The organism is Sphingobium sp. FG58 (assembly GCF_057809055.1).
This window is the reverse complement of record NZ_JBMDJF010000019.1, coordinates 13884-37637: the sequence shown is the minus strand read 5'-3', so window position 1 is coordinate 37637 and position 23754 is coordinate 13884. Positions and strand designations below refer to the sequence as shown.

Annotated in this window: 17 protein-coding genes, 1 tRNA gene and 1 pseudogene; 12 read left to right on the top strand and 7 right to left on the bottom strand. The window is 64.3% G+C overall.

All coding sequences use genetic code 11. From position 1 onward, the window contains the following. Positions 1 to 35 precede the first annotated feature (35 nt). The 5 genes from mnmG (at position 36) to pepN (ending at position 6917) form a co-directional block, all read left to right on the top strand. Positions 36 to 1886, top strand: coding sequence for a tRNA uridine-5-carboxymethylaminomethyl(34) synthesis enzyme MnmG (gene mnmG, locus ACODR8_RS16940; RefSeq protein ID WP_489008353.1), 1851 nt, complete (start codon positions 36 to 38; stop codon positions 1884 to 1886). Further along, positions 1883 to 2527: a 16S rRNA (guanine(527)-N(7))-methyltransferase RsmG gene (gene rsmG / locus ACODR8_RS16935; protein ID WP_489008352.1), complete on the top strand. Its 645-nt coding sequence runs from the start codon at positions 1883 to 1885 to the stop codon at positions 2525 to 2527. Before mnmG ends, rsmG begins: the two co-directional genes overlap by 4 nt. Further along, positions 2524 to 3306, top strand: coding sequence for a ParA family protein (locus ACODR8_RS16930; protein WP_119743528.1), 783 nt, complete (start codon positions 2524 to 2526; stop codon positions 3304 to 3306). Before rsmG ends, ACODR8_RS16930 begins: the two co-directional genes overlap by 4 nt. After that, positions 3303 to 4226, top strand: coding sequence for a ParB/RepB/Spo0J family partition protein (locus tag ACODR8_RS16925; RefSeq protein ID WP_489008351.1), 924 nt, complete (start codon positions 3303 to 3305; stop codon positions 4224 to 4226). Before ACODR8_RS16930 ends, ACODR8_RS16925 begins: the two co-directional genes overlap by 4 nt. Positions 4227 to 4319: 93 nt before the next feature. Continuing rightward, positions 4320 to 6917, top strand: coding sequence for an aminopeptidase N (gene pepN, locus ACODR8_RS16920; protein WP_489008350.1), 2598 nt, complete (start codon positions 4320 to 4322; stop codon positions 6915 to 6917). An 86-nt stretch (positions 6918 to 7003) separates the two neighbouring features. On the opposite strand, the gene ACODR8_RS16915 is transcribed toward pepN, so the two are convergent. Beyond that, on the bottom strand, positions 7004 to 7519 hold the full coding sequence (locus ACODR8_RS16915; RefSeq protein ID WP_119743726.1) for an outer membrane protein assembly factor BamE: 516 nt from the start codon (positions 7517 to 7519) through the stop codon (positions 7004 to 7006). A gap of 164 nt (positions 7520 to 7683) precedes the next feature. On the opposite strand from ACODR8_RS16915, the gene ACODR8_RS16910 reads away from it, so the two are divergent. Genes ACODR8_RS16910 through dinB form a run of 3 tightly spaced genes read left to right on the top strand, consistent with a single transcriptional unit; the run spans position 7684 to position 9884 of the window. Beyond that, positions 7684 to 8211 (top strand): ubiquinol-cytochrome C chaperone family protein, encoded by a 528-nt coding sequence (locus tag ACODR8_RS16910; RefSeq protein WP_489008349.1) that lies wholly within the window; start codon positions 7684 to 7686, stop codon positions 8209 to 8211. Further along, positions 8208 to 8738: a DUF177 domain-containing protein gene (locus tag ACODR8_RS16905; RefSeq protein ID WP_489008348.1), complete on the top strand. Its 531-nt coding sequence runs from the start codon at positions 8208 to 8210 to the stop codon at positions 8736 to 8738. Before ACODR8_RS16910 ends, ACODR8_RS16905 begins: the two co-directional genes overlap by 4 nt. 57 nt (positions 8739 to 8795) lie before the next feature. Next, positions 8796 to 9884: a DNA polymerase IV gene (gene dinB, locus ACODR8_RS16900; protein ID WP_489008347.1), complete on the top strand. Its 1089-nt coding sequence runs from the start codon at positions 8796 to 8798 to the stop codon at positions 9882 to 9884. Positions 9885 to 9973: 89 nt separating this feature from the next. Here dinB and ACODR8_RS16895 read toward each other — a convergent pair whose 3' ends face one another. Continuing rightward, positions 9974 to 10759, bottom strand: a complete 786-nt coding sequence (locus ACODR8_RS16895) for a DUF1134 domain-containing protein (protein WP_489008346.1) — start codon at positions 10757 to 10759, stop codon at positions 9974 to 9976. A 234-nt stretch (positions 10760 to 10993) separates the two neighbouring features. On the opposite strand from ACODR8_RS16895, the gene ACODR8_RS16890 reads away from it, so the two are divergent. After that, a tRNA-Ser gene (locus ACODR8_RS16890) sits at positions 10994 to 11085 on the top strand. A 572-nt stretch (positions 11086 to 11657) separates the two neighbouring features. Here ACODR8_RS16890 and ACODR8_RS16885 read toward each other — a convergent pair. The 5 genes and pseudogenes from ACODR8_RS16885 to ACODR8_RS16865 all read right to left on the bottom strand — a co-directional run bounded on the left by ACODR8_RS16885 (position 11658) and on the right by ACODR8_RS16865 (position 20860). Continuing rightward, complete coding sequence (locus ACODR8_RS16885) at positions 11658 to 12962, bottom strand: ABC transporter ATP-binding protein (RefSeq protein ID WP_489008345.1); 1305 nt, start codon at positions 12960 to 12962, stop codon at positions 11658 to 11660. Between the two features lie 29 nt (positions 12963 to 12991). Next, positions 12992 to 14692: pseudogene (locus tag ACODR8_RS16880) on the bottom strand (ABC transporter permease). 514 nt (positions 14693 to 15206) lie between these two features. Next, positions 15207 to 16679: an efflux transporter outer membrane subunit gene (locus ACODR8_RS16875; RefSeq protein ID WP_489008344.1), complete on the bottom strand. Its 1473-nt coding sequence runs from the start codon at positions 16677 to 16679 to the stop codon at positions 15207 to 15209. Between the two features lie 4 nt (positions 16680 to 16683). Beyond that, positions 16684 to 19803, bottom strand: a complete 3120-nt coding sequence (locus ACODR8_RS16870; RefSeq protein ID WP_489008343.1) for an efflux RND transporter permease subunit — start codon at positions 19801 to 19803, stop codon at positions 16684 to 16686. Continuing rightward, the gene (locus tag ACODR8_RS16865) at positions 19796 to 20860 is read right to left on the bottom strand and encodes an efflux RND transporter periplasmic adaptor subunit (RefSeq protein ID WP_489008342.1); all 1065 of its coding nucleotides are present in this window, start codon (positions 20858 to 20860) and stop codon (positions 19796 to 19798) included. The genes ACODR8_RS16870 and ACODR8_RS16865 overlap by 8 nt, the downstream gene beginning before the upstream one ends. Before the next feature lie 379 nt (positions 20861 to 21239). On the opposite strand from ACODR8_RS16865, the gene ACODR8_RS16860 reads away from it, so the two are divergent. The 3 genes from ACODR8_RS16860 to ACODR8_RS16850 all read left to right on the top strand — a co-directional run bounded on the left by ACODR8_RS16860 (position 21240) and on the right by ACODR8_RS16850 (position 23343). Continuing rightward, positions 21240 to 22352 carry a sensor histidine kinase gene (locus ACODR8_RS16860; protein ID WP_489008341.1) on the top strand — a complete coding sequence of 371 codons (1113 nt, stop codon included), beginning with the start codon at positions 21240 to 21242 and terminating at the stop codon, positions 22350 to 22352. Further along, a complete protein-coding gene (locus ACODR8_RS16855) occupies positions 22349 to 23005 on the top strand; it encodes a response regulator transcription factor (RefSeq protein WP_489008340.1) in 657 nt (218 codons plus the stop codon). The genes ACODR8_RS16860 and ACODR8_RS16855 overlap by 4 nt, the downstream gene beginning before the upstream one ends. Positions 23006 to 23139: 134 nt before the next feature. Further along, positions 23140 to 23343 (top strand): hypothetical protein, encoded by a 204-nt coding sequence (locus ACODR8_RS16850; RefSeq protein ID WP_489008339.1) that lies wholly within the window; start codon positions 23140 to 23142, stop codon positions 23341 to 23343. Positions 23344 to 23754: the final 411 nt, after the last annotated feature.

Genomic DNA, 23754 nt, shown 5'->3' with positions numbered 1-23754 from the left:
TGCCCCCGCCGCGCCTTTCTGATATGGGCTGCGCCATGCGAACAAGCTATGATGTGATCGTGGTCGGTGGCGGCCATGCCGGGTGTGAGGCAGCGGCGGCGGCTGCGCGCAAGGGCGCGACCGTGGCGCTACTCACCTTCGAGCGCGCGACCGTGGGCGCGATGTCCTGCAACCCGGCGATCGGCGGATTGGGCAAGGGTCATCTGGTGCGCGAGGTCGATGCGTTCGACGGGCTGATCGCCCGCGCCGCCGATGCCGCCGCCATCCATTATCGGATGCTCAACAGCAGCAAGGGTGCCGCCGTGCAGGGACCGCGGGTCCAGGCCGACCGCAAACGCTATCGCGCCGCGATTCATCAGATGCTCGACGCGCAGTCCGGCCTGACCATCGTCGAGGGCGAAGCCGACGCATTGTTGCTCGACGGCGATGCGGTTGCAGGGTTGGCGCTGGCCGATGGCCGCGTCCTGCACGCGCCCTCTGTCGTGCTGGCGACCGGCACCTTTCTGGGCGGCAAGCTGTTCCGGGGCGACGAGCGGGAGATTGGCGGTCGCGTGGGGGAGCGTGCCGCGACCACATTGGGTCTCCAGCTTCGCGCCATCGGCCTGCCGATCGGACGGCTCAAGACCGGCACGCCGCCACGCATCGACGGGCGCACGATCGACTGGGCGCAGCTGGAGGCGCAGCCTTCCGACGATGCGCATTGGACCATGTCGCCGCTGTCGGACGGGCGCATCCTGCCGCAACTTGCCTGCGCCATCACCCGGACCAACGAACGCACCCACCAGATCATCCGCGACGGGCTGGGGCGGTCGCCCCTGTTCAGCGGCGCGATCGAGGGGCGGGGGCCACGCTACTGCCCGTCGATCGAGGACAAGATCCAGCGCTTTGGCGACCGCGACGGGCATCAGATTTTTCTGGAGCCGGAGGGGCTGGACGATCCGCTCGTCTATCCCAACGGCATCAGCACCTCGCTCCCCACCGATGTGCAAGTCGCCATGGTCCGATCGATGCGCGGGCTGGAGCGGGCCGAGATTGTCGTGCCGGGCTATGCCGTTGAATATGATCATGTCGACCCGCGCGCGCTCGATTCCACGTTGGAGGTGCGCGCTATTCCCGGCCTGTTCTGTGCCGGACAGATTAACGGCACCACCGGTTATGAGGAGGCCGCGGCACAGGGGCTGATCGCCGGGGCCAATGCCGCCGCGCGGGCGCAGGGCGAGGGGGCTTTGGTCCTCGACCGGGCCAGCAGCTATATCGGGGTGATGATCGACGATCTGGTGTTGCAGGGCGTGACCGAACCCTATCGGATGCTGACCGCGCGCGCCGAATATCGGCTGCGGTTGCGCGCCAATAATGCGGAGACGCGGCTGGGCGCGATTGGCCTTTCGCACGGACTTACTGGCCCGGTTCGCGCCGCACGTCTGGCGGATCGCGCGGCGCAACGCGCTGCGGTGGAGACGGCACTGGCCCGCCCGATGACCGCCACAGAAATGGCGCGCGCTGGCGCAACCGTGCGGCAGGACGGCGCGCGGCGCAGCCTGTTTGAATGGGCGCGCTTTCCCGAAGTCGATCAGGCCTTGCTGCTGATCCTCGCACCCGGCCTGCGCGATGCGCCCGACGATCTGCGCGTCGAGATATTGGAGGATGCGCATTACGCGCCCTATCTCGAACGGCAGGATGCCGAGATTGCCGATATGCGCCGCAACGAACGGGTGATGATCCCGGCCGATTTCGACTTCGCCCTGATCGGTGGCCTGTCGACCGAAATGATCGAGCGGCTCGATGCGGCCCGGCCCGATACGCTGGCGGCGGCCAGCCGGATCAGGGGGATCACCCCCGCCGCGTTGGCGGCGATCCTCGTCCATGTGCGCCGGGTGGCCGCGTGACGGAAGAGGAAGCGCGGGCCTGGCTCGATACGCAGTTCGATGTTTCACGTGAAACATGGGACCGGCTGGAACGCTATGTCGCGATCCTGTTGGCGGCGATGGACGAGCAAAATCTGATCGCCGAATCGACCCGCCCCCATATCTGGGCGCGGCATATCGTCGATTCCGCGCAACTGCTGCGCCATGCGGAAAATGCGGGCGAGGGCGACTGGTATGACCTTGGCTCTGGCGCTGGCCTGCCGGGTATCGTCGTCGCCTGCCTCTCCACCCGTCCGGTGACGATGGTGGAATCGCGGCGCAAGCGGATCGAATTTCTCGACGCAGTGATTGACCAGCTCGACCTCAAACGCGCGCGCGTATTCGGCGGGCGTGTCGAGGCTGTCCCGGCGACGGCCGCAGCGGTGATCAGCGCCCGCGCTTATGCGCCCCTACCCAAACTTCTATCCTCCGCCGCGCATCTGGCGAATGAAAAAACGCTGTGGGTGCTGCCCAAGGGACGAAATGCGCAAAATGAACTGGAGGCGGTGCGCCCATCGTGGCAAGGTGCCTTTCACATGGAAGCGAGCGTAACGGATGCCGATAGCGCCATCCTGATCGCGCACGCCGTCAAACCCGTCGCCAGGAGGAAAGGCCGCGCATGATCTGCATCGCCATCGCCAATCAGAAGGGCGGCGTGGGCAAGACCACCACCGCAATCAATCTGGCCACGGGATTGGCGGCTACGGGATTGCGGGTGTTGCTGGTCGATCTCGATCCGCAGGGCAATGCCTCGACCGGGCTGGGGGTGATGCAGGCGGATCGCGCGCAGTCCAGCTATGATCTGCTGGTCGGCAATTGCGCGCTGGAGGACGCCATCGTCGCCACCCGCGTGCCAAAGCTCGATCTGGTCCCGGCGACGCAGGATCTGTCAGGCTGCGAAATCGAACTGATCGAATATGAAGAGCGCACCCACAGGCTGGAACGGGTCTTGTCCGAAGCGCCTGCGGGCCGCTGGGACATTTGCCTGATCGATTGCCCGCCCTCGCTGGGCCTGTTGACGATCAACGCGATGGTCGCCGCGCAATCTTTGCTTGTGCCGTTGCAGTGCGAATTTTTTGCGCTCGAAGGGCTTTCGCAACTGCTCCAGACGGTTGAGCGTATTCGCGGCCGTTTCAATCCGGGTCTGTCGATCATGGGCGTGGCGCTGACCATGTATGACCGGCGCAACCGACTGACCGATCAGGTGGCCGACGATGTGCGCGCCTGCCTGGGCGATCTGGTGTTCACCACCGTCATTCCGCGCAATGTGCGCCTGTCCGAAGCGCCAAGCCATGGCGTTCCGGCCCTGATCTATGACTTCCGCTGTTCGGGATCGGAAGCCTATATGCGACTGGCGCGCGAATTGATCGCGCGCCTGCCCCGGCAGGAGGTAGCGGCTTGAGCGACGACACCAGCGAAAAGCCCAAGGTGGTCAAGCGCCCGCACGGGCTGGGCCGTGGCCTGTCCGCACTGCTCGGCGACGTCGCGCGTGAGGAGCCAGTGGCCGCAGCCGCTCCCTCGCCATCGGGCAAGGCGATCCAGAGCATAGAGGTGGCACTGATTCAGCCACATCCCGAACAGCCGCGTCGTCATTTCGACGAAGGCGCGTTGCAGGAACTGGCCGAAAGCATCGCCAAGCGGGGCGTGATCCAGCCGATCATCGTCCGGCCCCATGGCGGCGGTTTCCAGATCGTCGCGGGCGAACGCCGCTGGCGCGCGGCGCAGCGCGCCCATCTCCACCGCATCCCCGCCATCGTCCGCGATTTCGACGAGGCGGAGACGCTGGAAATCGCGCTCATTGAGAATATCCAGCGCGAAGATCTCAATCCGATCGAAGAGGCCGAAGCCTATCGCAAGCTGATCGCCGAATTCCACCACAGCCAGGAAGCGCTGGGGCGACTGGTCGGCAAATCACGCAGCCATGTCGCCAATCTCATGCGCCTGCTCGATCTGCCCGCCATGGTGCAGCAGCAGGTGGTCGAACAGAAGATCAGCATGGGCCATGCCCGCGCGCTGATCGGCGCGCCCGATTGCGAGGCGCTGGCGCGGCAGGTCGAACAGAAGGGGCTGTCCGTCCGCGACACCGAACAACTGGTGCGCCGGGTCAAGAAGGGCGAGGATGCGCCCGTCGCGCGGCGCGGCGGCGGTTCGCGCGACAAGGATGCGGACATCGCCGCGCTGGAGCAGCATCTGGCCGACATATTGGGTCTGAAGGTCGATATCGATCATGTCAGCGGCGCGGGCGGCTCCCTGTCGCTGCGCTACTCGACCCTCGACCAGCTCGACATGCTGTGCCAGCGCCTGTCGGGCGAACGCATCTAGGCCGTGAATCACCATGGTCGATATGGGCGAAGTTTGAAGAGTTAGACCCAAAGCAGTCTGGTCTTTTGCACACCCGCTCCCTAGGTTGCGGGCATGGCCGACATGCAAAGCTCCACCGCCGCCCCCGCGATCATCCGCCGCTCAGACTATAGTCCGCCCGACTGGCTCGTCCCCACCATCGTGCTGGATTTCGATCTCGATCCGGCGCTGACGAGCGTTCGTGCGACGCTGTCAGTGACGCGCAATGGCGATCATGACCGACCGCTGCGATTGGATGGCGACGGACTGGTGCCGCTGGAGGTGAAGGTCGATGGTGCGCTGCTGAGCGCGGACGACTGGCATCTGGAGGCCGGGTCGCTGATCATCGCCCTGACCGGCACCGCGCACAGCATCGAAACGCTGGTCGAGCTGGTGCCAGAGAATAACAGCAAGCTGATGGGCCTCTACGCCAGCGGCGGTCTGCTCTGCACCCAGTGCGAGGCGGAGGGGTTCCGCCGCATCACTTTCTTTCCCGATCGGCCCGATGTCCTGTCGCGCTACAGCGTCCGGCTGACCGCCGACAAGGCGCGCTTCCCCATCCTGCTCGCCAATGGCGATCCGGTCGAACAGGGCGAGGGTGACGATGGCCGCCACTGGGCGCTCTGGAACGATCCCTTCCCCAAGCCCTGCTATCTGTTCGCACTGGTCGCGGGCGACTTGGCCTGCAACGCCGACCGCTTCGTGACGATGAGCGGGCGCGAGGTGCAGCTGGGCATCTGGGTGCGGGAGGCCGACCTGTCCCGCACCGCCCACGCCATGCAGGCGCTCAAGGACAGCATGGCCTGGGACGAGCGCGTCTATGGCCGCGAATATGATCTGGATGTGTTCAACATCGTCGCCGTCGCCGATTTCAATTTCGGTGCGATGGAGAATAAGGGCCTCAACATCTTCAATTCACGCTATATTTTGGCCGACCCCGAAACCGCGACCGACATTGACTATGACGGGGTCGAAGGCGTGGTGGCGCATGAATATTTCCACAACTGGTCGGGCAACCGCGTCACCTGCCGAGACTGGTTCCAGTTGAGCCTCAAGGAAGGCTTCACCGTCTTTCGCGACCAGAATTTCTCCGCCGACATGGGCAGTCATGCAGTCAAGCGGATCGAGGATGTCCGCATCCTGCGCGCGGCCCAGTTTCAGGAGGATAGTGGCCCGCTCGCCCATCCGATCCGGCCTGAATCCTATATGGAAATCAGTAACTTCTACACCGCCACTATCTACAATAAGGGCGCCGAGATCATCCGCATGATGGCGCTGATGCTGGGGGCAGAACGCTTCCGCGCGGGCAGCGATCTCTATTTCGACCGGCATGATGGGCAGGCCGCGACCTGCGAGGATTTCGTCGCCGCTATGGAAGAGGGCGGGGGCATCGACCTGACCCAGTTTCGCCGCTGGTATGAACAGGCTGGCACCCCGCACGTCCGCGCGCTGCTGCGCCATGATCCTGTGACACAGGCGGTCGAGCTTGATCTGCAACAGAGCATCCCGCCAACCCTCGGTCAGCCCGACAAGCAGCCGATGGCGATCCCGCTGCGGGTCGCTCTGTTCGATCCGGCAACTGGCACGCATCAGGGCGACCAACTGCTGATGCTGACCGAGGCGCAACAGAGCTTCCGGTTCGAGGGCTTTGCCGCCGCGCCGATCCTGTCGATCAACCGCGGCTTTTCTGCCCCGGTGATCGTCGAGACCAATCGCAGCCAGGATGATCTCGCCTTCCTGTCGGCGCGCGATGATGATCCGTTTGCGCGCTATGAGGCGATGCAGCAACTGATGGTCAATGTGCTGATCGGGGCGATCGCCGGGCAGCCGGTCGATGACGCCGCGGTCATCGCGGCGGTGCGCAACACTATCACCGACCCGCTGCTCGACCCGGCCTTCATTGCCGAAACCATCCGCCTGCCCAGCGAAGCCTATCTGGGTGACCAGATGGCGGTGGTGGACCCGGATGCGATTCACGCCGCGCGGGAAGCGCTGCAACAGCGAATCGGCGCGGAGCTGGAGCCGCTATGGCGCGACATCCACAGCCGTACCAAGGCGAACGGTTTTTCGCTGTCGTCAGCGGCCAAGGGCGCGCGCAAACTGCGCAACGCTGCGCTCCATTATCTGGTGGCGTCCGGCGCAGACGATGGCCCCGCCATCGCCTTTGCCCAGTTCCATGAGGCGGACAATATGACCGAGCGGCAGGCGGCGCTCGCCACGCTGGCCAATGGCACCAGCCCGGAGCGCGATGCGGCGATCGACATATTCTACAACCGTTATGGCCATGACGCGCTGACGCTCGACAAATGGTTCCAGACCCAGGCGTTCGCGCTGCATCCCGATACGGTCGATCAGGTCGAGGAATTGGGGCGGCACAAGGCGTTCACTTTGTCCAATCCCAACCGGGTGCGATCGCTCTACGGCGCGTTCGCGGGCAATCAGTGGGCGTTCCATCACCGGTCGGGCAAGGGTTATCAGCTAGTGGCTGACTGCATCATCGCGCTCGATTCGCGCAACCCCCAGACCGCCGCACGGCTGGTGCCGCCGCTGGGCCGGTGGAAGCGCTTTGACGCCGATCGCGCGGCGCTGATGCGGGCGCAATTGCAGCGCATATTGGCGCAGCCGGGCCTGTCGAAGGATGTCACCGAACAGGCGAGCAAGAGCCTGGAGTGAGGGGCAGGCGGCTTAGTGTGAAATGCCTTCACCTTGATCCGTTCGAAACGAACGGGGTTGGGTGTTCGATCTAGAGTCGTTCCACCTTAGCTGCCGTTGGGGCCGCCGCCCGGACCGCTGCCGCCGCTATTGCCGCCCATGCCACCGGCACCGACCGCGCCGATATTGCCGAATATCTCATCAAACAGGCTGCGATTGCGACCCAGCGTCGGGGTCTTGTCGCCCATGGGCGAGATGTTGGCGACCTGCTCAAGTCCCGCGCGATCCACCGCCACGACATTGCCCGCCGCATCGAAGCGGACGCGCAGCACGGTCTGGTCGGCGGGCTTGGGGTTGGAGAAGGCCAGTGAGCGCATGTCGCGCGACACATAATACCAGTCCTGCTCACCGAATTGCGACGTGAAGCTGGGGCGACCCAGCGTCCCTTCCACCGATGCGCGATTGTCGATGCCCGGCTGGACCGAATCGACCAGCAGCTTGTCGACCTGATAGCCCTGATGGGTGCGGATACGGGTGCAGCCCGATGCCCCCAGTACCAGCGCGCCGAGGCCGAGAGCCAACAGGAAACGCCCGCGTGTGGAATGACGGCTGAACTGACGCATGGACTTCTCCTGGCGGAACGCACCCGCGAACCCAATAAACATGACGCCGCCATTGCATTGGGCAGCGGCTCGATCAATATGGAAATGCGTCGCTCCCGGCAAGGGGCGACACTTGGCAGGACGGCGTCCCGTCCAACGATCCGTCTTAAAAAAGCATAGTCCTCATGTCCACAGCCTCCCCTTCCTTCCTCCAGCGCCTGTTTGGCCGCACCGATCCCAAGGCGGGGTTGATGCCGCTCTACCACGCCGTGGTCGCGGAGGGTCGCCAGCCGCACTGGTATATGGACGGCGCAGTGCCGGACACGCTGGACGGGCGATTCGACATGATCGTGGCGGTGCTGGCGCAGGTGCTGATGCGGCTGGAGCAGCAGGGGGCAACCCAGGAAAGCGTCTGGCTGACCGAATTGTTCGTTGACGATATGGACGGCCAGTTGCGGCAGGAAGGGATTGGCGACGTCGTGGTCGGCAAGCATATCGGCCGGATGATGAGCGCGCTGGGTGGCCGGATCAGCGCCTATCGCGCAGCGCTGGCGGGTGAGGCGGACATGACCGATGCGCTGCGCCGCAACCTCTATCGCGGTGCGCCGGTGAGCGACGCGGCGCTCGCCCATGTCGAAGGCGCGCTGCGGGAGCGCTGGACGCGGCTGGGCTGCCTGACCCGCGATGCGATGCTGGCGGGGGATCTGGGATGAGCGCACTGCCGACGCCTGAATTTTCGCGGCCCATCAGGCTGGACCAGATCGGCCATATCAGCGGCAACACGACCATCACCGCCGATACGGCGGAGCGCGAGGCGCTGATGCGCCGCTTCGCGCTGCTGGCGCTCGATGCGCTGGAAGCGGACTATGCGATCAGTGAGGAAAATGGCAGCATCTTCGCACGCGGCCGGGTGCAGGCCAGCCTGACCCAGGCCTGCGTCGCGACCGGCCTGCCGGTGCCGGAAATGATCGACAGCGATTTCCTGCTCCGCTTCATCGCCGAGGATGGCGATGTCGTCGAAGGCGCTGAAATGGAGCTGGACGCGGAGGATTGCGACACGATCGGCTATAGCGGCAATATCATCGACATGGGGGAGGCGGTTGCCGAAACCGTCGCGCTGGCGATGACACCCTATCCCCGTGCGCCCGATGCCGATGCGGTTTTACGTGAAGCAGGCGTGCTGCGGGAGGATCAGGCCGGTCCCTTCGCAGCCTTGCTGGCGCTCAAGGGTAAGGAATAAGCGTCGCGGCGGCAACGCTGTTTCCCTTTCGTTCCTCTCATGGCATAAGATCGCGCCATGGACGCCCCGCCGCCACCGCTGCGCAAGATCATCCATATCGACATGGACGCCTTTTATGCGTCGGTGGAACAGCGCGACGATCCCACGCTGCGGGGCCAGCCGATCGCGGTCGGCGGTGGCGGGCCGCGCGGGGTGGTGGCGACGGCCAGCTATGAGGCGCGGGCGTTCGGCGTGAAGTCCGCCATGCCCGGCGCACGGGCGCGGCGGCTCTGCCCCGGCCTCATCTTCGTACCGCCGCGATTCGACGCCTATCGCGCAGTGTCCGGCCAGATCCGGGCGATCTTCGCGCGCTTTACCGACATGATCCAGCCGTTATCGCTCGATGAAGCCTATCTGGACGTCACTGTGAACAAGCCGCGCATAGCGTCGGCGACGCAGGTCGCGGCAGAGATACGCGCGCTGATTCGCGCCGAAACCGGGCTCACAGCCTCGGCGGGCGTTTCCTATAACAAGCTGATCGCCAAGCTGGCGTCGGACCAGAACAAGCCTGACGGCATGTGCGTAGTGCGGCCCAGCGAAGGCCAGGCCTTCATCGCGGCGATGCCGGTGCGGCGCATCCATGGCGTCGGACCGGTGACGGCGGCGCGGATGCACGCGCTGGGGATAGAGACGGGGGCTGACCTGCGCGCGCGCGGCCTGGCTTTCCTTCAGGCGCATTTCGGCAGCGCGGCGGACTATTATTATCGCGCCGCACGCGGGCAGGACGACCGGCCGGTGCGCGAGCGCGAACAGCGCAAGTCGGTGAGTGTCGAGGATACATTTTTCAACGACCTGACCGAGCGGGAAAGACTGGTCGCGGAGATTGACCGGATCGCGACCAGCCTGTGGGGGCGGATCGAAAAGGCGCAGGCCTGGGGCCGGACGGTGACGCTGAAGATCAAATTCGCCGATTTCCGCATCATCACCCGGTCGCGCAGCTTTGCGACCCCGGTACGGTCGCCCGACCTGCTGGCACAGGCGGCGCGGGAACTGTTGCTGGCCCAGCTACCCCTGCGGATGGGCGCGCGGTTGCTGGGATTGGGGGTGCATAATCTGGAAGCGGCGGAGGAAAGCGAGCAGGGCGATCAACTGGCATTGGGGTTGTAGTCTTTGGGAAGAAGGTGCTCCCGCGCAGGCGGGAGCCCAGTCCCACGCTCAGAACTGGGCTCCCGCCTGCGCGGGAGCCCAAACGCCCCTCAAAACGGCAACCAGGTCCGCTTTTCGCTGAACTTCATATAGCCGGCATTGACCCCCAGCCGATAGCCGACGCCAAGGCGGATCGGAATCAGCACGACATTGCCCCAGCGCAGATAGCTGGCGGTGAAACCCCCGACCAGATAGGCGGTGCCTTCGGCGGCCGGGAAGCGGTGATAGAGATCCTGCGTGTCGTAGAGATTATACACGAGGACGAAGGTGTTGGCTGCGTTGCCGCCGACATCGAAGCCGATCGACGGGCCGGTCCAATAGACTTCGCGCTTGCCCTCGACCTTGTGATTGAGCGTGCCAGAGCCGTAGCGCAGGCCGACGACAAAGGCACCCGATGCCTCACGTCCGGCGATATAGGCGTTGGGGCGCCCCTGATCCTTCAGCACTTTTTCGATCAGGCCTGCCAGCCCTTCCGCGCCCTTGCCGAACACGCCTTCGGCCGCGCCGATCAGATCGTCCTGCTGGAAGGAATCGCTGGGCGCGATCGCGGCGGGGGGCGATGCGGCGGTGACGGGCGCGCCGGTCGCTGTCGTGCCGGACGTGACGGCGCTGTCGGCCGGAGTGTCGCTATAGACGCTGGGATCAACGCCCGGTTCTGTGGGGGCGCTGCGCGCGGGCGGGGGCGGGGCGAGATCGGCATCGATTGCGGTGTTGGGATCGATCGTGCGCACCTGCGCCGACGCCGCCACAGGGCTGAGCGCCAGCCCCGCCAGTGCCGCCACCAGCGCGGCTGCCCGCGCCAGGCGGGCGCTTGTCCGTCCCATAATCCCGTTCATGCCCGATGCTCCCCGCAAATTGCCATCTTAACCATCCCCCAGACTATCGGCTTTCAACCTGAAACGACAATGAACGAACGCCCACCTGAGTCGATTCCGGGCCGGAACGATTTACGAGCATGGCAAAAGGGCAAAAAATCCCCGAACAGGACCGTTGCCATGCGTCAAAGCCGTCGCTATAGGACACGTCGCCTAGCCGCAGCCCCGCCCCAAGCGGGCGTTCAGGCCATGTTTGGAGACGTGGGTGAGTGGCTGAAACCAACGGTTTGCTAAACCGTCGTAGGGATAACTCCTTACCGAGGGTTCGAATCCCTCCGTCTCCGCCAATTTCATTAAATCATTAGATGATAGTTAGGATGCCGGGCTTATGCTTGGGTTTCTACGCCGGATCGATACGGATCGCTGCAGCCGACTGTCTAGCAATTGAGCCAGAAAGAGTTCAGATGCGGTCGTGAAGGCTAAAAATGGCGGACGCATGATCGAACAGTATCATTCGCCTGGCCTATATGCTTGGAATTGCCTCTCATTTGAAGGAGGGCGGGAATTCGGGGAGTCCATAAGGTTGGAAGCCTCCGCACCGCCTCTCAGAAGCGACGAATGATTCCATCCGGCACGAAATCGCTTGCGACGTCTGCTCCGTCCTGCCGCGAAGCGCTTGATCCGGTGGGACAGCGGCACAATCAGAAGCGAATCCGCCAAGAACCTAAGACGCCGCAAGGCGTAGGCCAGCCGCAACACGAAAAAGGATATCCAATAGAGGAGCCGGCGCGGGGGTCGCATTGGACATGGTCGGCCAATTCCTTTCTTTGACTATCGGCGGATCGTAACTGCGAATGTGATAGCGCGACGGGTGGCGCCATTCCCATAGCGTCCGCCATGATCAGGACGTGCATCGACATCAGCTCGGATCGTCAAGACTGAATTGATCGACGTCCTCGTGATAAGCAAAAACTTCTGCGTAACGGCCCCAATGCGTTACCGCGTTCAGCGTCTCCGCGGCATAATCGGGTGACATATGATCCTCCAGTTCGTCGCGGAAGCGGCGAGCGGGTGCGACATGGCTCGGGCGCTCGTCGAGGATGCGGCGGATATGCTGCGCGAGCGGGACATGCGCCAGTAGCGCCTGCGCGAAGATCGCCTTGCGTGCATCGACATCGGCCTGCGCATAGTGGCGGGCGGCTGGCGTCAGGGTGATTTCGGCGCCGGTCAGTTCGGCGAAGCGCATCAATTGCAGCGTCTCGGCCATCGGGAAAAGCTCATCGACCTCAAGTTGCAGCTGGTCGGCGAGGTCGGCCATGCTGGCGCGGCCATCGAATGGCGCGCCGTCCACTTCTTCAATCAGCCCGGCAAGCGCATTGGTCGAGACGACGGGAAGCACCATCGCGATGCCGGTGCCGGGAAACAGCCCGTCATTCACCGGCGTCGCGGGCGCGCGCGCCGTCATCCGCGCATAAATGTCGTCGACCAGCGCACGGAAGGTGGGGTCGAGCCGGTCGCGCGGCTGCGGCAGATCGACCTTGATCTCCGCTGCCACGCGGCCGGGATTGGAGGAAAAGACGAGGATACGGTCGCACATCAGCACCGCTTCCTCGATATTGTGGGTGACGATCAGGATCGACTTGATCGGCATCCGGCCTTCCGACCAGAGGTCGAGCAGGTCGGTCCTGAGCGTCTCGGCGGTCAGCACGTCGAGAGCCGAGAAGGGCTCGTCCATCAATAGCAGCGCCGGATCGACGACGATCGCACGGGCGAGACCGACCCGCTGGCGCATCCCGCCCGACAACTCCTTGGGATAGGCGTTCTCGAACCCGTCGAGGCCGATCAGGTCGATGGCCGCAAGCGCGCGGGTGCGGCGTTGTTCGGCCGGCACCTTCTGCGCCTCAAGTCCCAGCTCGACATTCTGAAGGACGGTAAGCCAAGGAAAAAGCGCGAAGGTTTGGAACACCATGCTGACGCTCGGGCTTCGGCCATCCTCGCCGGGTACGAAGCGCACCTTGCCCTCGCTCGGCGCGATCAGGCCTGCGATCGACCGCAGCAGCGTGGATTTCCCCGATCCGGAGCGGCCCAGAAGGCCGACGATCTCATTCTCGTTCAGGGTCAGATCGACGTCATCGAGTACGAGCATCTGACCATGCCCCTTGCCATAGTGATGACAGACGTTGGACAGTTCGACGAGCGGGCGGGGTACAGCGATGGTGGCCATGATCGAGGCTCTTTTCGATTTCGATAGTGTCAGGCGAGGCGCAGGCGGCGCTCGGCAAAGGCGTACATTGGCCGCCACAGCAGCCGGTTGAAGGCGATCACGAACAGCGACATGACCGCAATGCCGAGCGCGACGCGGGGATAGTCGCCCGCGGCGGTGGCCTTGGCGATGAACGCGCCGAGGCCCGAGGCTTCCAGCTTCTGATTGCCCCAGGACACGGCTTCCGCGACGATGCTGGCGTTCCAGGAACCGCCCGACGCGGTCAGGGCGCCGGTCACATAGTAAGGAAATATCCCGGGCAGCGCGACCTGCCGCCACCATTGCCAACCCTTGACGCCGAACATTCCGGCAGCCTCGCGCAGGTCGGTCGGGATCGCGCTCGCGCCGGCGATGACGTTGAACAATATGTACCACTGTGTGCCCAGGATCATCAGCGGCGACAGCCACACATCCGGGCTGAGCTTCCATCGGACGATTGCGATCACCGCAAACGGGAAGAGGACATTAGCCGGAAAGGCGGCGAGGAACTGCGCGATCGGCTGGAGCCGCTCGGCCCATTTGGGGCGCAGTCCGATCCAGACGCCGACCGGCACCCAGATCAGACTCGCCAGGGCGATCAGCAGGAGAACGCGCAGCATCGTCAGGCAGGCGAGGCCCAAGACAGTCAGCGCGTCGCCCCAGCTCAATGCCCGCATCACGTAGCTGATAATCGTCCATCCCGCGAACAGGACGGCCGCGGCGATCAGCGCCGTCCAGATCGCATTGCCGATCCGGCCGGTTTGCCGGTCGCGCTTTGGGACCGCTCGCGCCGCATGGCCGGGATCGAGCATCAGCAGGATCCGGCCGAGGCCAGTGACAGGCGCGAACAGCAGCGGCGGCAGCCGGGTGCGCCGGAACAGATCAAAGGCCCAGGAGCGCGGCCGTTCGGTGCTCGCGGTCTGCTCGAAGCGGAAGCGGTCGGCCCAGGCGACAACGGGCCGGAAAACCAGCTGATCGTAGAGCAGGATCACCACCGCCATCGCGCCGACGGCCCATCCGATCGCCGCGAAATCCTCCCGCGCAACAGCGAGCGCCAGCCAGGAGCCGATGCCCGGCAGCGTAACCGTGGTGTTGCCAACCGTGATCGCCTCTGACGCGACGACGAAGAACCAGCCGCCCGACATCGACATCATCATGTTCCAGACGAGCGCCGGGGTCGCGAACGGCAGGTCGAGCCGCAGGAAACGGCGCATAGGCGAAAGACCGAAGCCGCGAGATACTTCATCGAGATCGGACGGCACCGAGCGCAGCGACTGGTAGAAGCTGAACGCCATGTTCCACGCCTAGCTCGTGAAGATCGCGAACACCGCGGCCAGTTCGACGCCCAGAATGCGCCCCGGAAACAGCCCCATGAAGAAAGTGACGGTGAAGGTGAGGAAGCCCAGGATCGGCACCGATTGCAGGATGTCCAGCGCCGGCACGATGATCTGCCCCGCGCGGCGGCTGCGCGCGGCCAGCGTCGCGACGACGAGCGTGAAGACAAGCGATGCCAGCAGCGCTGCAAACATGCGCAGCGTGGTGCGCAGCGCATAATAGGGCAGATAGGCGGGATCGAGCGTGACCGGCTCGATGCGCAGGCGCGACAAAGGTTCGGCGACGCCCTCCGCGCCACGGAATAGGAGCATGGCGAGGCCCGCCAGCAGAACGAACGCGATAGCGTCGGCCCGATTGGGTGCGGTCAGGCGCAGCATGCGTGAAAAGGGGCGCACGCCCCGGGAAATATTGGGCACGTTTTGCATATCTCACCTCATCGGACGCCGCTTGGCGAGCCGCCCGGGGTGAGACTGATGCGATCAGGCTCGGTCAGGCACCCCAAACGGCGCGGACAATCGACTACTGTCGCTTGGCATTGATCGGTTGACTTTCCTGATAGTCGGCAAATCTTGCCGACGGGCAGCCGATGCTCCCGCGCCGCAGCAATGTCAATCGATCGACGGCGGACTATACCAAAGTATCGCCACCCTCTTGATGTTCCGGTGGGTCGTCCATGCTGTAAGCAAGCCGATCAAAACAAAGAGAGACATTCACGACTGTCATTGCTGCTTATCTCTATCGCGACAGCAGGCCGGTCCGTGCAATTGCGATAGACGGGAAAAGCGGATCAATTTCCCAAGGTCGAAATCTATGGCGACTGGCTCTTCATGGTCATCCGCATCGCGCATCTTGAGGACGGCGAGATCGCCTATGGCGAACCCGGCATGACGTTCAGCGCTCCGATGCCCCAACGCCGGGAGCGCTGCCAGCCGAGGCACTCCGGTTCCACCATCCGCCACCCAGCGCCTGGAACAGAGCGGCACTATCGGCATACAGCGCGGCGCGCGCTTGCTGGAGCGCTAGGCTGGTTTGCCAATAGGCTTGCTCGGCATTCAGCACCAGGAGCGGAGCCACGGCCCCCAGCCTGGCCTGACCCTGGGCAATGGCGAGGCTGTCGGCCGCGGCCTTTTCGGCGCGTTCGGCGGCGTGAAGCGCGTCGGTGTCCGAACCGATTGCGGCGAGTGTGTCGGACATGTTCTGAAAGGCCGCCAGCACGGCGCCGCGATATTGCGTTTTGGCCTGGTCAAAGGCTGCCTCAGCCGCGCGTTGGCGGTGGCGCAGCGTGCCGCCGTCAAACAGTGGTGCGGTCAGCCCACCGACGATGCTCCACAGCACATTCTCGGGCGCGAGCAGGGTTGCGAATTTGGTCGATGAGCCGCCGGCGCTGCCGCCCAGCGTGATGGCGGGCAGACGCGCGGCGATGGCGACCCCGACCTGCGCGCCGGCGGCATGAAGATTGGCCTCGGTGGCGCGCACGTCCGGCCGTTGATCGACCAGGCGGGCGGGCAAGCTGAGGGGCAAATTTTGCGGCAGCGACAGTGTCGCGAGATCGACGCGGGGCTGATCGCTGTCGGGCATCTGCCCGGCAAGCGCAGCGATCAGGTCGCGCTGTTGCGCCAGCTGCTTTTGGAGTGGTGGCAGGGATTGCTCGGTCTGGGCCAGCAGGGTCTGCTGCGCGGCGACATCGGCGCGTGCCGCGTCGCCAAGCCGGAGGCGGCCGCGCATGATCTCGAGAATGCGCGCCTGCGCGGCGATGCTCTTTTCCGTCGCCGCGATCTGCTCCCGCAGCGAGGCTTCGGTGATCGCCGCGACGACGACGTTCGAGGTTAGCGTGACATAGGCCGCCTCGGTCTGGAAACGCTGCGCTTCGGCGGCTGCCGCGCTGCTTTCGGCCTGGCGGCGGATGCTACCGAACAGGTCGAGCGCGTATCCGACAGTCAATTGCGCGGTGTGCAATGTGTACAGGTCGCTGTCGGATTGCAGCGGGGAGGCCAATACGCCCGGATTGCGCGTGCGTATCGTCGAGGCGTCGAGGTTGACGCTGGGCAGGTAGGCGCCGCGATCAGTCTTGGCCAGTTCCTGCGACTGGCGGAGCGCCGCGCGCGCCGCCGCTAGGTCGGGGTTGGCGGCTATCGCTCGGCGGACAAGCGCGTCCAGCGCGGGCGAGTGGAACAATGTCCACCAGTCGGCGGGAATATCCGCACCGGGAACCACTTGTTGGACACCGGTCTGCCCGCTCGGCAGGTTTGCATAGGCCGCGTCGGCGGGCGCCCTCGGCCGCTGGAAATTCGGGCCGACCGCGCAGCCAGCGACAAGCAGGCAGCCGAGCGATGCGCCAGCACGGAGGGTGGGGATCAGGCGCATCGCATCAGGCCCCCGTCTCGGGCAGTGGCGTATTCTGCCTCAGCTGGCCGTGGCGCTCCGCGCGGCGGGAGGCGGCGCGCTCGATCACGAAATAGAGCGTTGGCACCACGAACAATGTCAGCGCGGTGGCAACGATGAGGCCGCCGACCACCACGGTTGCCAACCCGCGCTGCACGTCGCTGCCGACGCCAGTGTTGAGCGCGGCTGGCAGCATGCCGATGGTGGCGACGGTCGCCGTCATCAGCACCGGCCGCAACCGCTCGCCCGCCCCCGCCAGCACCGCATCGAACAGGCCCTCGCCGTCCACCCTATGCGTGTTCAGGTTGGAGACCATGATGATCGCGTTCTGGATCGCCACGCCGAACAGTGCGATGAAGCCGACTGACGAGGCGACGTTGAGCGTCGAACCGGTCAGGTGCAGCGCCACCAGCCCGCCCAGTGTCGCCAACGGCACCGCGCCCAGGATCAGCAGCACTTGCCGGAACAGGGCGAACTGGATGTAGAGCAGCAGCGCCATCGCGCCGAACATGATGCCCAGGATCACGCCCAGCCGGCCTTCGGCACGGGCCTGATTCTCGAACTGTCCGCCCCATTCGAGGCGATAGGCCGCCTTGTCGAACTTGACCTGGCTTTCGATATTGCGCTTCGCATCTTGCAGGAACGAAGTCAGGTCGCGGTCGCGATAGCCGAGCTTCACGGTCAGGTGGCGATGTCCCATCTCGCGGGTGATCATACTCTCGCCGGACTTGAGCGAGACATTGGCGACCGTCGAGAGGAGTACCTGCGCGCCGTTCGCCGTGGTGATCGGCAGGTTGCGGATTTCCGCGACGGTGCTGCGGACATTGGCGGGGAAACGTACCGCAATGTCGTAGCGCCGATCGCCGACATAAAGCTGGTCGATACCCTCGCCGCCGATACCGGTCTGGATCAGGTCGGTGATATCCCCGGCATTGACCCCGAGCCGCGCGGCGGCGTCGCGATCGACCTGCACGACCAGCTGCGGCAGCGGCGGTTCCTGGTCGAGCCCGACATCGGCGGCACCCGGCGTTTTGTTCAGCACATCGACGATGGCGTTGCCGATCCGCCGCAGCTCGTGGAAGTCGTCACCATAGATTTTGATGACCAGCTCGCTGTGGGCGCCGGCCATCTTGTCATAGACGCCGTCGATCATAGGCTGGCTGAAGCCGACGTTGAAGCCGGGCATTGTCTTGAATTTCGCGTCCATGCGCCGGATCAGATCGGTCTTGGTCTCGCCCGACGGCCAGCTGCCATAGGGATGCAAACCGACGCTCGCCTCGATATGCGATGGCGTGAAGGGATCGGTGCCGTCATCATTGCGGCCGAGCTGCGTCACCACATAGGAGGTTTCCGGGAAGGAACGCACCGCGCGGCGCAATTCGCCCGCCATTTCCTTGCCCTTGTCGAGCGAAATGCCGCTTGGCAACTGCACCTGCAACCAGATCGAGCCTTCGTCGAGCGCGGGCAGGAATTCGCGGCCCACAGTCGCGCCCAACAGAAGCACTGCCAGGGCGGCGACGCCCGCAATGCCATAGATGATCGCTGGCAAGTCGAGACAGCGGCGCAGGACAACGGCGTAACCGCGCTCGATCCAGGCCAGCACCGGGTTACGGAAGGTCTTGGTCGGCTTTCGGAAGGCGATGTAGGCGAGCGCCGGCACCAGGGCCAGCGACACGAGCAGCGCGCCGAGCAGGGCATAGCCGACCGTGAAGGCCATCGGCGTGAACAGCTTCGCCTCGATCCGCTGAAACGCGAACAGTGGCATATAGGCGGTGACGATGATGATCGTTGCGAAGAAGATCGGACGGCCGACCTGGACGGCGGCATCGGTCGCCTCGGTTCGCGTCAGCGGCTTGTCGGGCCGCGCCTCCCGCCGTCGCAGTAGCGATTCCATCATTACGATCGCGCCGTCGACGATGATACCGAAATCGATCGCGCCCAATGACAGAAGATTGGCGGGTACATTCGTCAGGTTCATCAGGATGAACGCGATCAGCATGGCAAGCGGGATAACGATCGCGACGATCAAGGCGCTGCGCGCGCTGCCGAGGAACAGAATCAGCACGATCAGCACGAGGCCGACACCCTCGATCACCGTATGCGAGCCCTTGTCGACGGTGGTCTGGACGAGATCGGACCGGTCTAGAAACGGCACGATCCGTGCGCCCTTTCCGGCCAGCTGCGCATTCAGCTCGGTCACCTTGGTATGGACATCCTCCATCACCCGTGACGGGTTCTCGCCGCGCAGCAGCGTAACGATCCCCTCGATGGTGTCGCCCCGATTGTCCTTGCCCACGACCCCGTGCCGCTCGACCTGACTCAGCCGCACCTTGCCGAGATCGCGCACGAGGACCGGCGCGCCGCCCTTTTGGCTAACCACGACGCTGCCGAGATCGGTCAGGTCATGCAGTGCGCCGACGCCGCGTACGACATAGCCCTGCTCGCCGCGCGTGATGACGCTGCCGCCGGTGCTGTGGTTGTTGGCGGTGATCGCATCCTCGACCGATTTCAGCGAGAGGCCGGAGCGCTGGAGCTGCATGGGGTCCAGCTCCAGCTCATATTGGGTGGTGATGCCGCCGAAATTGTTGACGCCCGCCACGCCCTGAATCTGTGACAGCGCCGGGATCACTTCCCACTGCTGGAGTTGGGACAGCTCGCGCTGACCGAGCCTGTCGGATTCAAGCGTGTAGCGATAGATTTCGCCTACGGGCGAGGTCAGCGCGTCGAGCCCAGGCGTCATCCCTGTCGGCAAGGTGACGCCGCTAATGCGCTCCTGGATGCGCTGGCGCGACCAATAATTTTCCGATCCATCGCGAAAAACAAGCGTGATCAACGACAGGCCGAAGGTGCTTTTGGAGCGCATGATCGCCAGGCCCGGCGTGCCGTTGAGGGCGCGTTCGAGCGGCACGGTGATCTGTTGCTCGACCTCTTCAGCGGCCAGGCCGGGCGCCTGGGTGATGACCTGCGAACTGACATCGGCAATGTCGGGATAGGCTTCGATCGAAAGCTGCCGCCACGAATACCAGCCATAGGCGACGACGAACGCCGCGATCAGCATCACGATCTTGCGCCGTGTGATGGCGAGCCGGATGAACCGTTCAATCATCGAGCAGCACACCGCCCTTGGCGATGATCCGTTTCCCGGAAGAAAGCCCCGACAGGATCGTGGTGCGGCCGCGTTGTTCCGGGCCGGTATCGACCGCCCGCCGCTCGAAGGTCCAGGGACCGACTTCGACATAGACCGTGGTCGCGTCGTCCTTGAGAAGCAGCGCGGTGGTCGGCACGGTGGGGCTGGCCTTCGCCGCCGATGCAAAGCGCACGGTCGCGAACATGCCTGGCTTGAAACGCTCGCCGGGATTGGCGATGACGATCCGCACCTTGGCGCGGCGGGTATCGGGGTCGAGCAGGGGCGCGATCGACTGCACCCGTCCAGCGATGGTCTCGCCCGGATAGGCCATGAAGGTGATGCGGACCGGCTGCCCCTCTCGAATCGCGCCGAGATCGCCCTCGGCTACGTTGGCGGTGACCCAGACGGTGCCGATATCCGTCACCGTCATCAGCGGTACGGCGGGATCGGTCCAGTAGGCACCGCGTGCGGCCGCAAGGTCGCTCACCACCCCGGAGGACGGCGCGGACAAGACCAGCCCGCCGCCGCGAATTGCGCCGACCTGACGCAGGCGCTCGCCCGCTCGCACGGCTTCCGCCTGGGCGCCCGCATAGTCTGCCCGTGCCTGCTCGACATCCTTGTCGGCGGCGCCCCCGATGTCCTTGAGCGCGGTGGCGCGATCGCGTGCATTTTGCGTCAGCTTAAGCTGCGTGCGGGCGCGGGCATCATCGGCCAGCGCCGACGAGAGGTCAGGCGAGGTCAGTTGCGCCAACAATTGCCCGGCATGGACGCGATCGCCGAGATGGACGCCCAGCCGCGTGATTCGTCCGGCGAACGGGGTGAGAACATGAACCTGACGCGCAGGGTCCGCCTCGACGATTGCGGGGGCTGCGACGTCCTGCGCGATGCTGGCGCTATCGACCGTGGTGATCGCGATTTGCGACCGAAGCGGCGAACCCGCCGGGATGACGATCCGGTCGCCCTGGACAACGAAGGCAGCGGCTTCGGGCGCAACCGTCGGCATCCTGTAACCACAACCCGTCAGTAATGCTGACATGCCGGCAGCACTGGCAAGCATGGCCAGACGAGCCGCCAAAGACCGACGAAGCAGCGGCCATGGTCGAGTCCCGGCTGCACACCTATTCCTATCCGAGCCGATATGCATCCTGGTTCCCCTGGCCACGCTCCATCATCGTGCCAGCTTGTATCTCCCGATGCCGGTGTTCCTCGAACCGCCGGAGGCTGGCGAGGCGCTGATAGGATGTGCGCGCCTCGGACACGAGAATTCTTGCGGAAAGCTGCTATATACAAAGGTATAGAGTGCGGCGCGGGTAGTTGGATGATGTCGCTTCGGACTCTATGCGGTTGCATATCGGCTGATGACAGACAGTCTTAGCTTGCCGTTCATGACCGCAAACAGGAAAGCGGAGAAGGCCATGATCAATATGCTTCCCGCGCATGCGGAAAATCGACCGTCGATCGCTGGCGGAGCGCACCGATTCGTCCTGTCTCCTGCCCTCAGGGTTCTGACCATCGCCACGCTGATGGTGGCCGTATTCATCTCCGACACGGTGACCGACCTCGAGATTGCAACGGCCGTATTCTATATCGCGGTCATATTGTTGGCGGTCGGCCAGTTCCGGAACCGCACGGTCGTCTGTTTGGCTGCCGGATGCATCCTGCTGACCTTGATCAGCTTTGGCATGACCAAGTCCGGTTCGCGAGAGGCCGGCATCGTAAACCTTGCGATCAGCGTATCGACCATCGCGCTCACCACTTATCTTGCGTTGAAGGTGGTCGCGGCCGAAGTTGCGGCGCATGAGGCGCGGGCGCAACTGATCCGTATCGCACGGGTCAACAGTCTTGGGGAACTCGCCGCGTCGATCGCCCATGAAATTAATCAGCCGCTGGCGGCGATCGCGACCAGTGGGGATGCCGCCAGTCGCTGGCTGGCAGGCTCACCACCGAACCTTGATCGTGCGCGGTTGGCGATCGAGCGGATCGTCCAGGACGCCAATCGCGCCAGCACGATCGTCGGCCGTGTCCGCGAACATGCCAGGGGCGACGCGCCCAACAGGCAAATGCTGGGCATCGATGACATCGTCGTCGAAGCGGTCGCATTGTCGCGCAGCGAGATCGACCGGCATGGGGTCTCGCTTCAGATGGCGCTGGCCGACCAGCTTCCAGCGGTCTGGGGCGACAAGATCCAACTGCAGCAGGTGATGTGCAACCTGATCCTCAATGCGATAGAGGCGATGGCGGATATGCCCGCGCACAAGCGGGCGCTTTCTATCTCAGCCGTCTCAGATGCCAGCGGCGATGTAGAGATTTCGGCCAGCGACACCGGCCCTGGCATCCGGGAGGATCATCTGCCGAGGCTGTTCGACACCTTCTGGACGACCAAGGAAGGCGGCACCGGTATCGGCCTGACCCTCAGCCGATCAATCGTCGAAGCCCATGGCGGAACAATCTGGGTGGATCGGATGAAGCCGCAAGGCGCGCGATTCCATATCCGGCTGCCAGCGCGTCAACCGGTGGCCGCGGCATGACGGCACCCTCTGTCGCAGGAGCCGAAACGGCCATTGTGCATGTCATCGACGATGACCATTCGGTGCGCGCTGCGCTGGAAGACCTCCTTGCCTCGATCGGCCTCACCGCCAGGCTGTTCGGGTCGACTCTTGAGTTCCTTAATGCTACCTTGCCGGATGCGCCCGGTTGCCTCGTACTGGACATTCGGATGCCGGGGCAGAGCGGCCTTGAGTTCCAGCGGCAGATGGCCGGGCACGGCATTCGACTCCCGGTCATCTTCATCACCGGGCACGGGGATATCGCGATGTCGGTACGCGCCATGAAGGCAGGCGCGATCGAGTTCCTGACCAAGCCCTTTGACGACCAGGACCTGCTTGATGCGATCCATCGCGGAATCGAGCAGGACCGAGCCCGGCGCTCGCATGACGAGCGAATTCAAGCGCTGAAGCGCTGCTTCGAAGATTTGGGCGAAGGCGAAAGAGCGGTGATGGCGCTGGTCGTGAAGGGATTACTCAACAAGCAGATCGCCGGCGAGCTCGGCGTTAGCGAAATCACGGTCAAGGTGCGTCGCCGCCAAGTCCTGCTCAAAATGGGAGCAAAATCCCTGCCGCAGCTGGTGCGGATGGCGGATGCGCTGGCAATGGACTCGTCCGATGACCGATCGACTGCGTAGGGCTGCTTGGATCGCCCGCCAGTAGGCAGACGGACTTTCGACACTTGGACACTGCTCAAGTGTATCGCGATCCCGACTCTGCTTGGCGTGGGCGCGAACATGCCTTCTCCGGGGAGAGCGATCCCGTCCCGGTGATGCGCGAACCGACGCAGCGGAATGTGTCGCGCGCCGGCGATCAGATCACTTCCTGCAACAGATGTTCCAGCAATATGCGCCAGCATATGGTCGCGAAGAATCTGTCGCCGGTATTGGCCAGAGAGTTCGTGATGGCTCAGCTCGTTCACCTTAGTTGTCATTTGGTTCCGAAACAGGACAAAGCCCTTCATGATGCTGCCTAGAAATGCTGCGAGCATATCACTGGCCAGCATGTAACTTGGGGGAGGCCTTCAATTCCTAGGTTCGATCAACTGGGTTATGGCGTTGCCCATTTCGGGAAGAGCATGACCTGGACGAGCGCCGATATATGCTCATGCTCTATGTCCTGGTCGGCGTGCAACATGTGCGTGTGAGCGATGCGGGTAGGCCGTTTATGGCCTCGCTCATGTGGAATGCGCTGTGCGATGTGCTGATCGGGTGATGGCTCGACCGACGCGTGGCAAAGGGCGAATGGTCAGCGTTGTTTTTGCCTATAGCCGGGATGGCGACCGCATTTTCCTATGGATTGAGCCTTGTTGCAGGCTTCTGGGGTTCCAATGCGGGCCATCAGCAAGGGGCTGCCACGCCAGCCCAATAAGGGCGGTCATTTTACG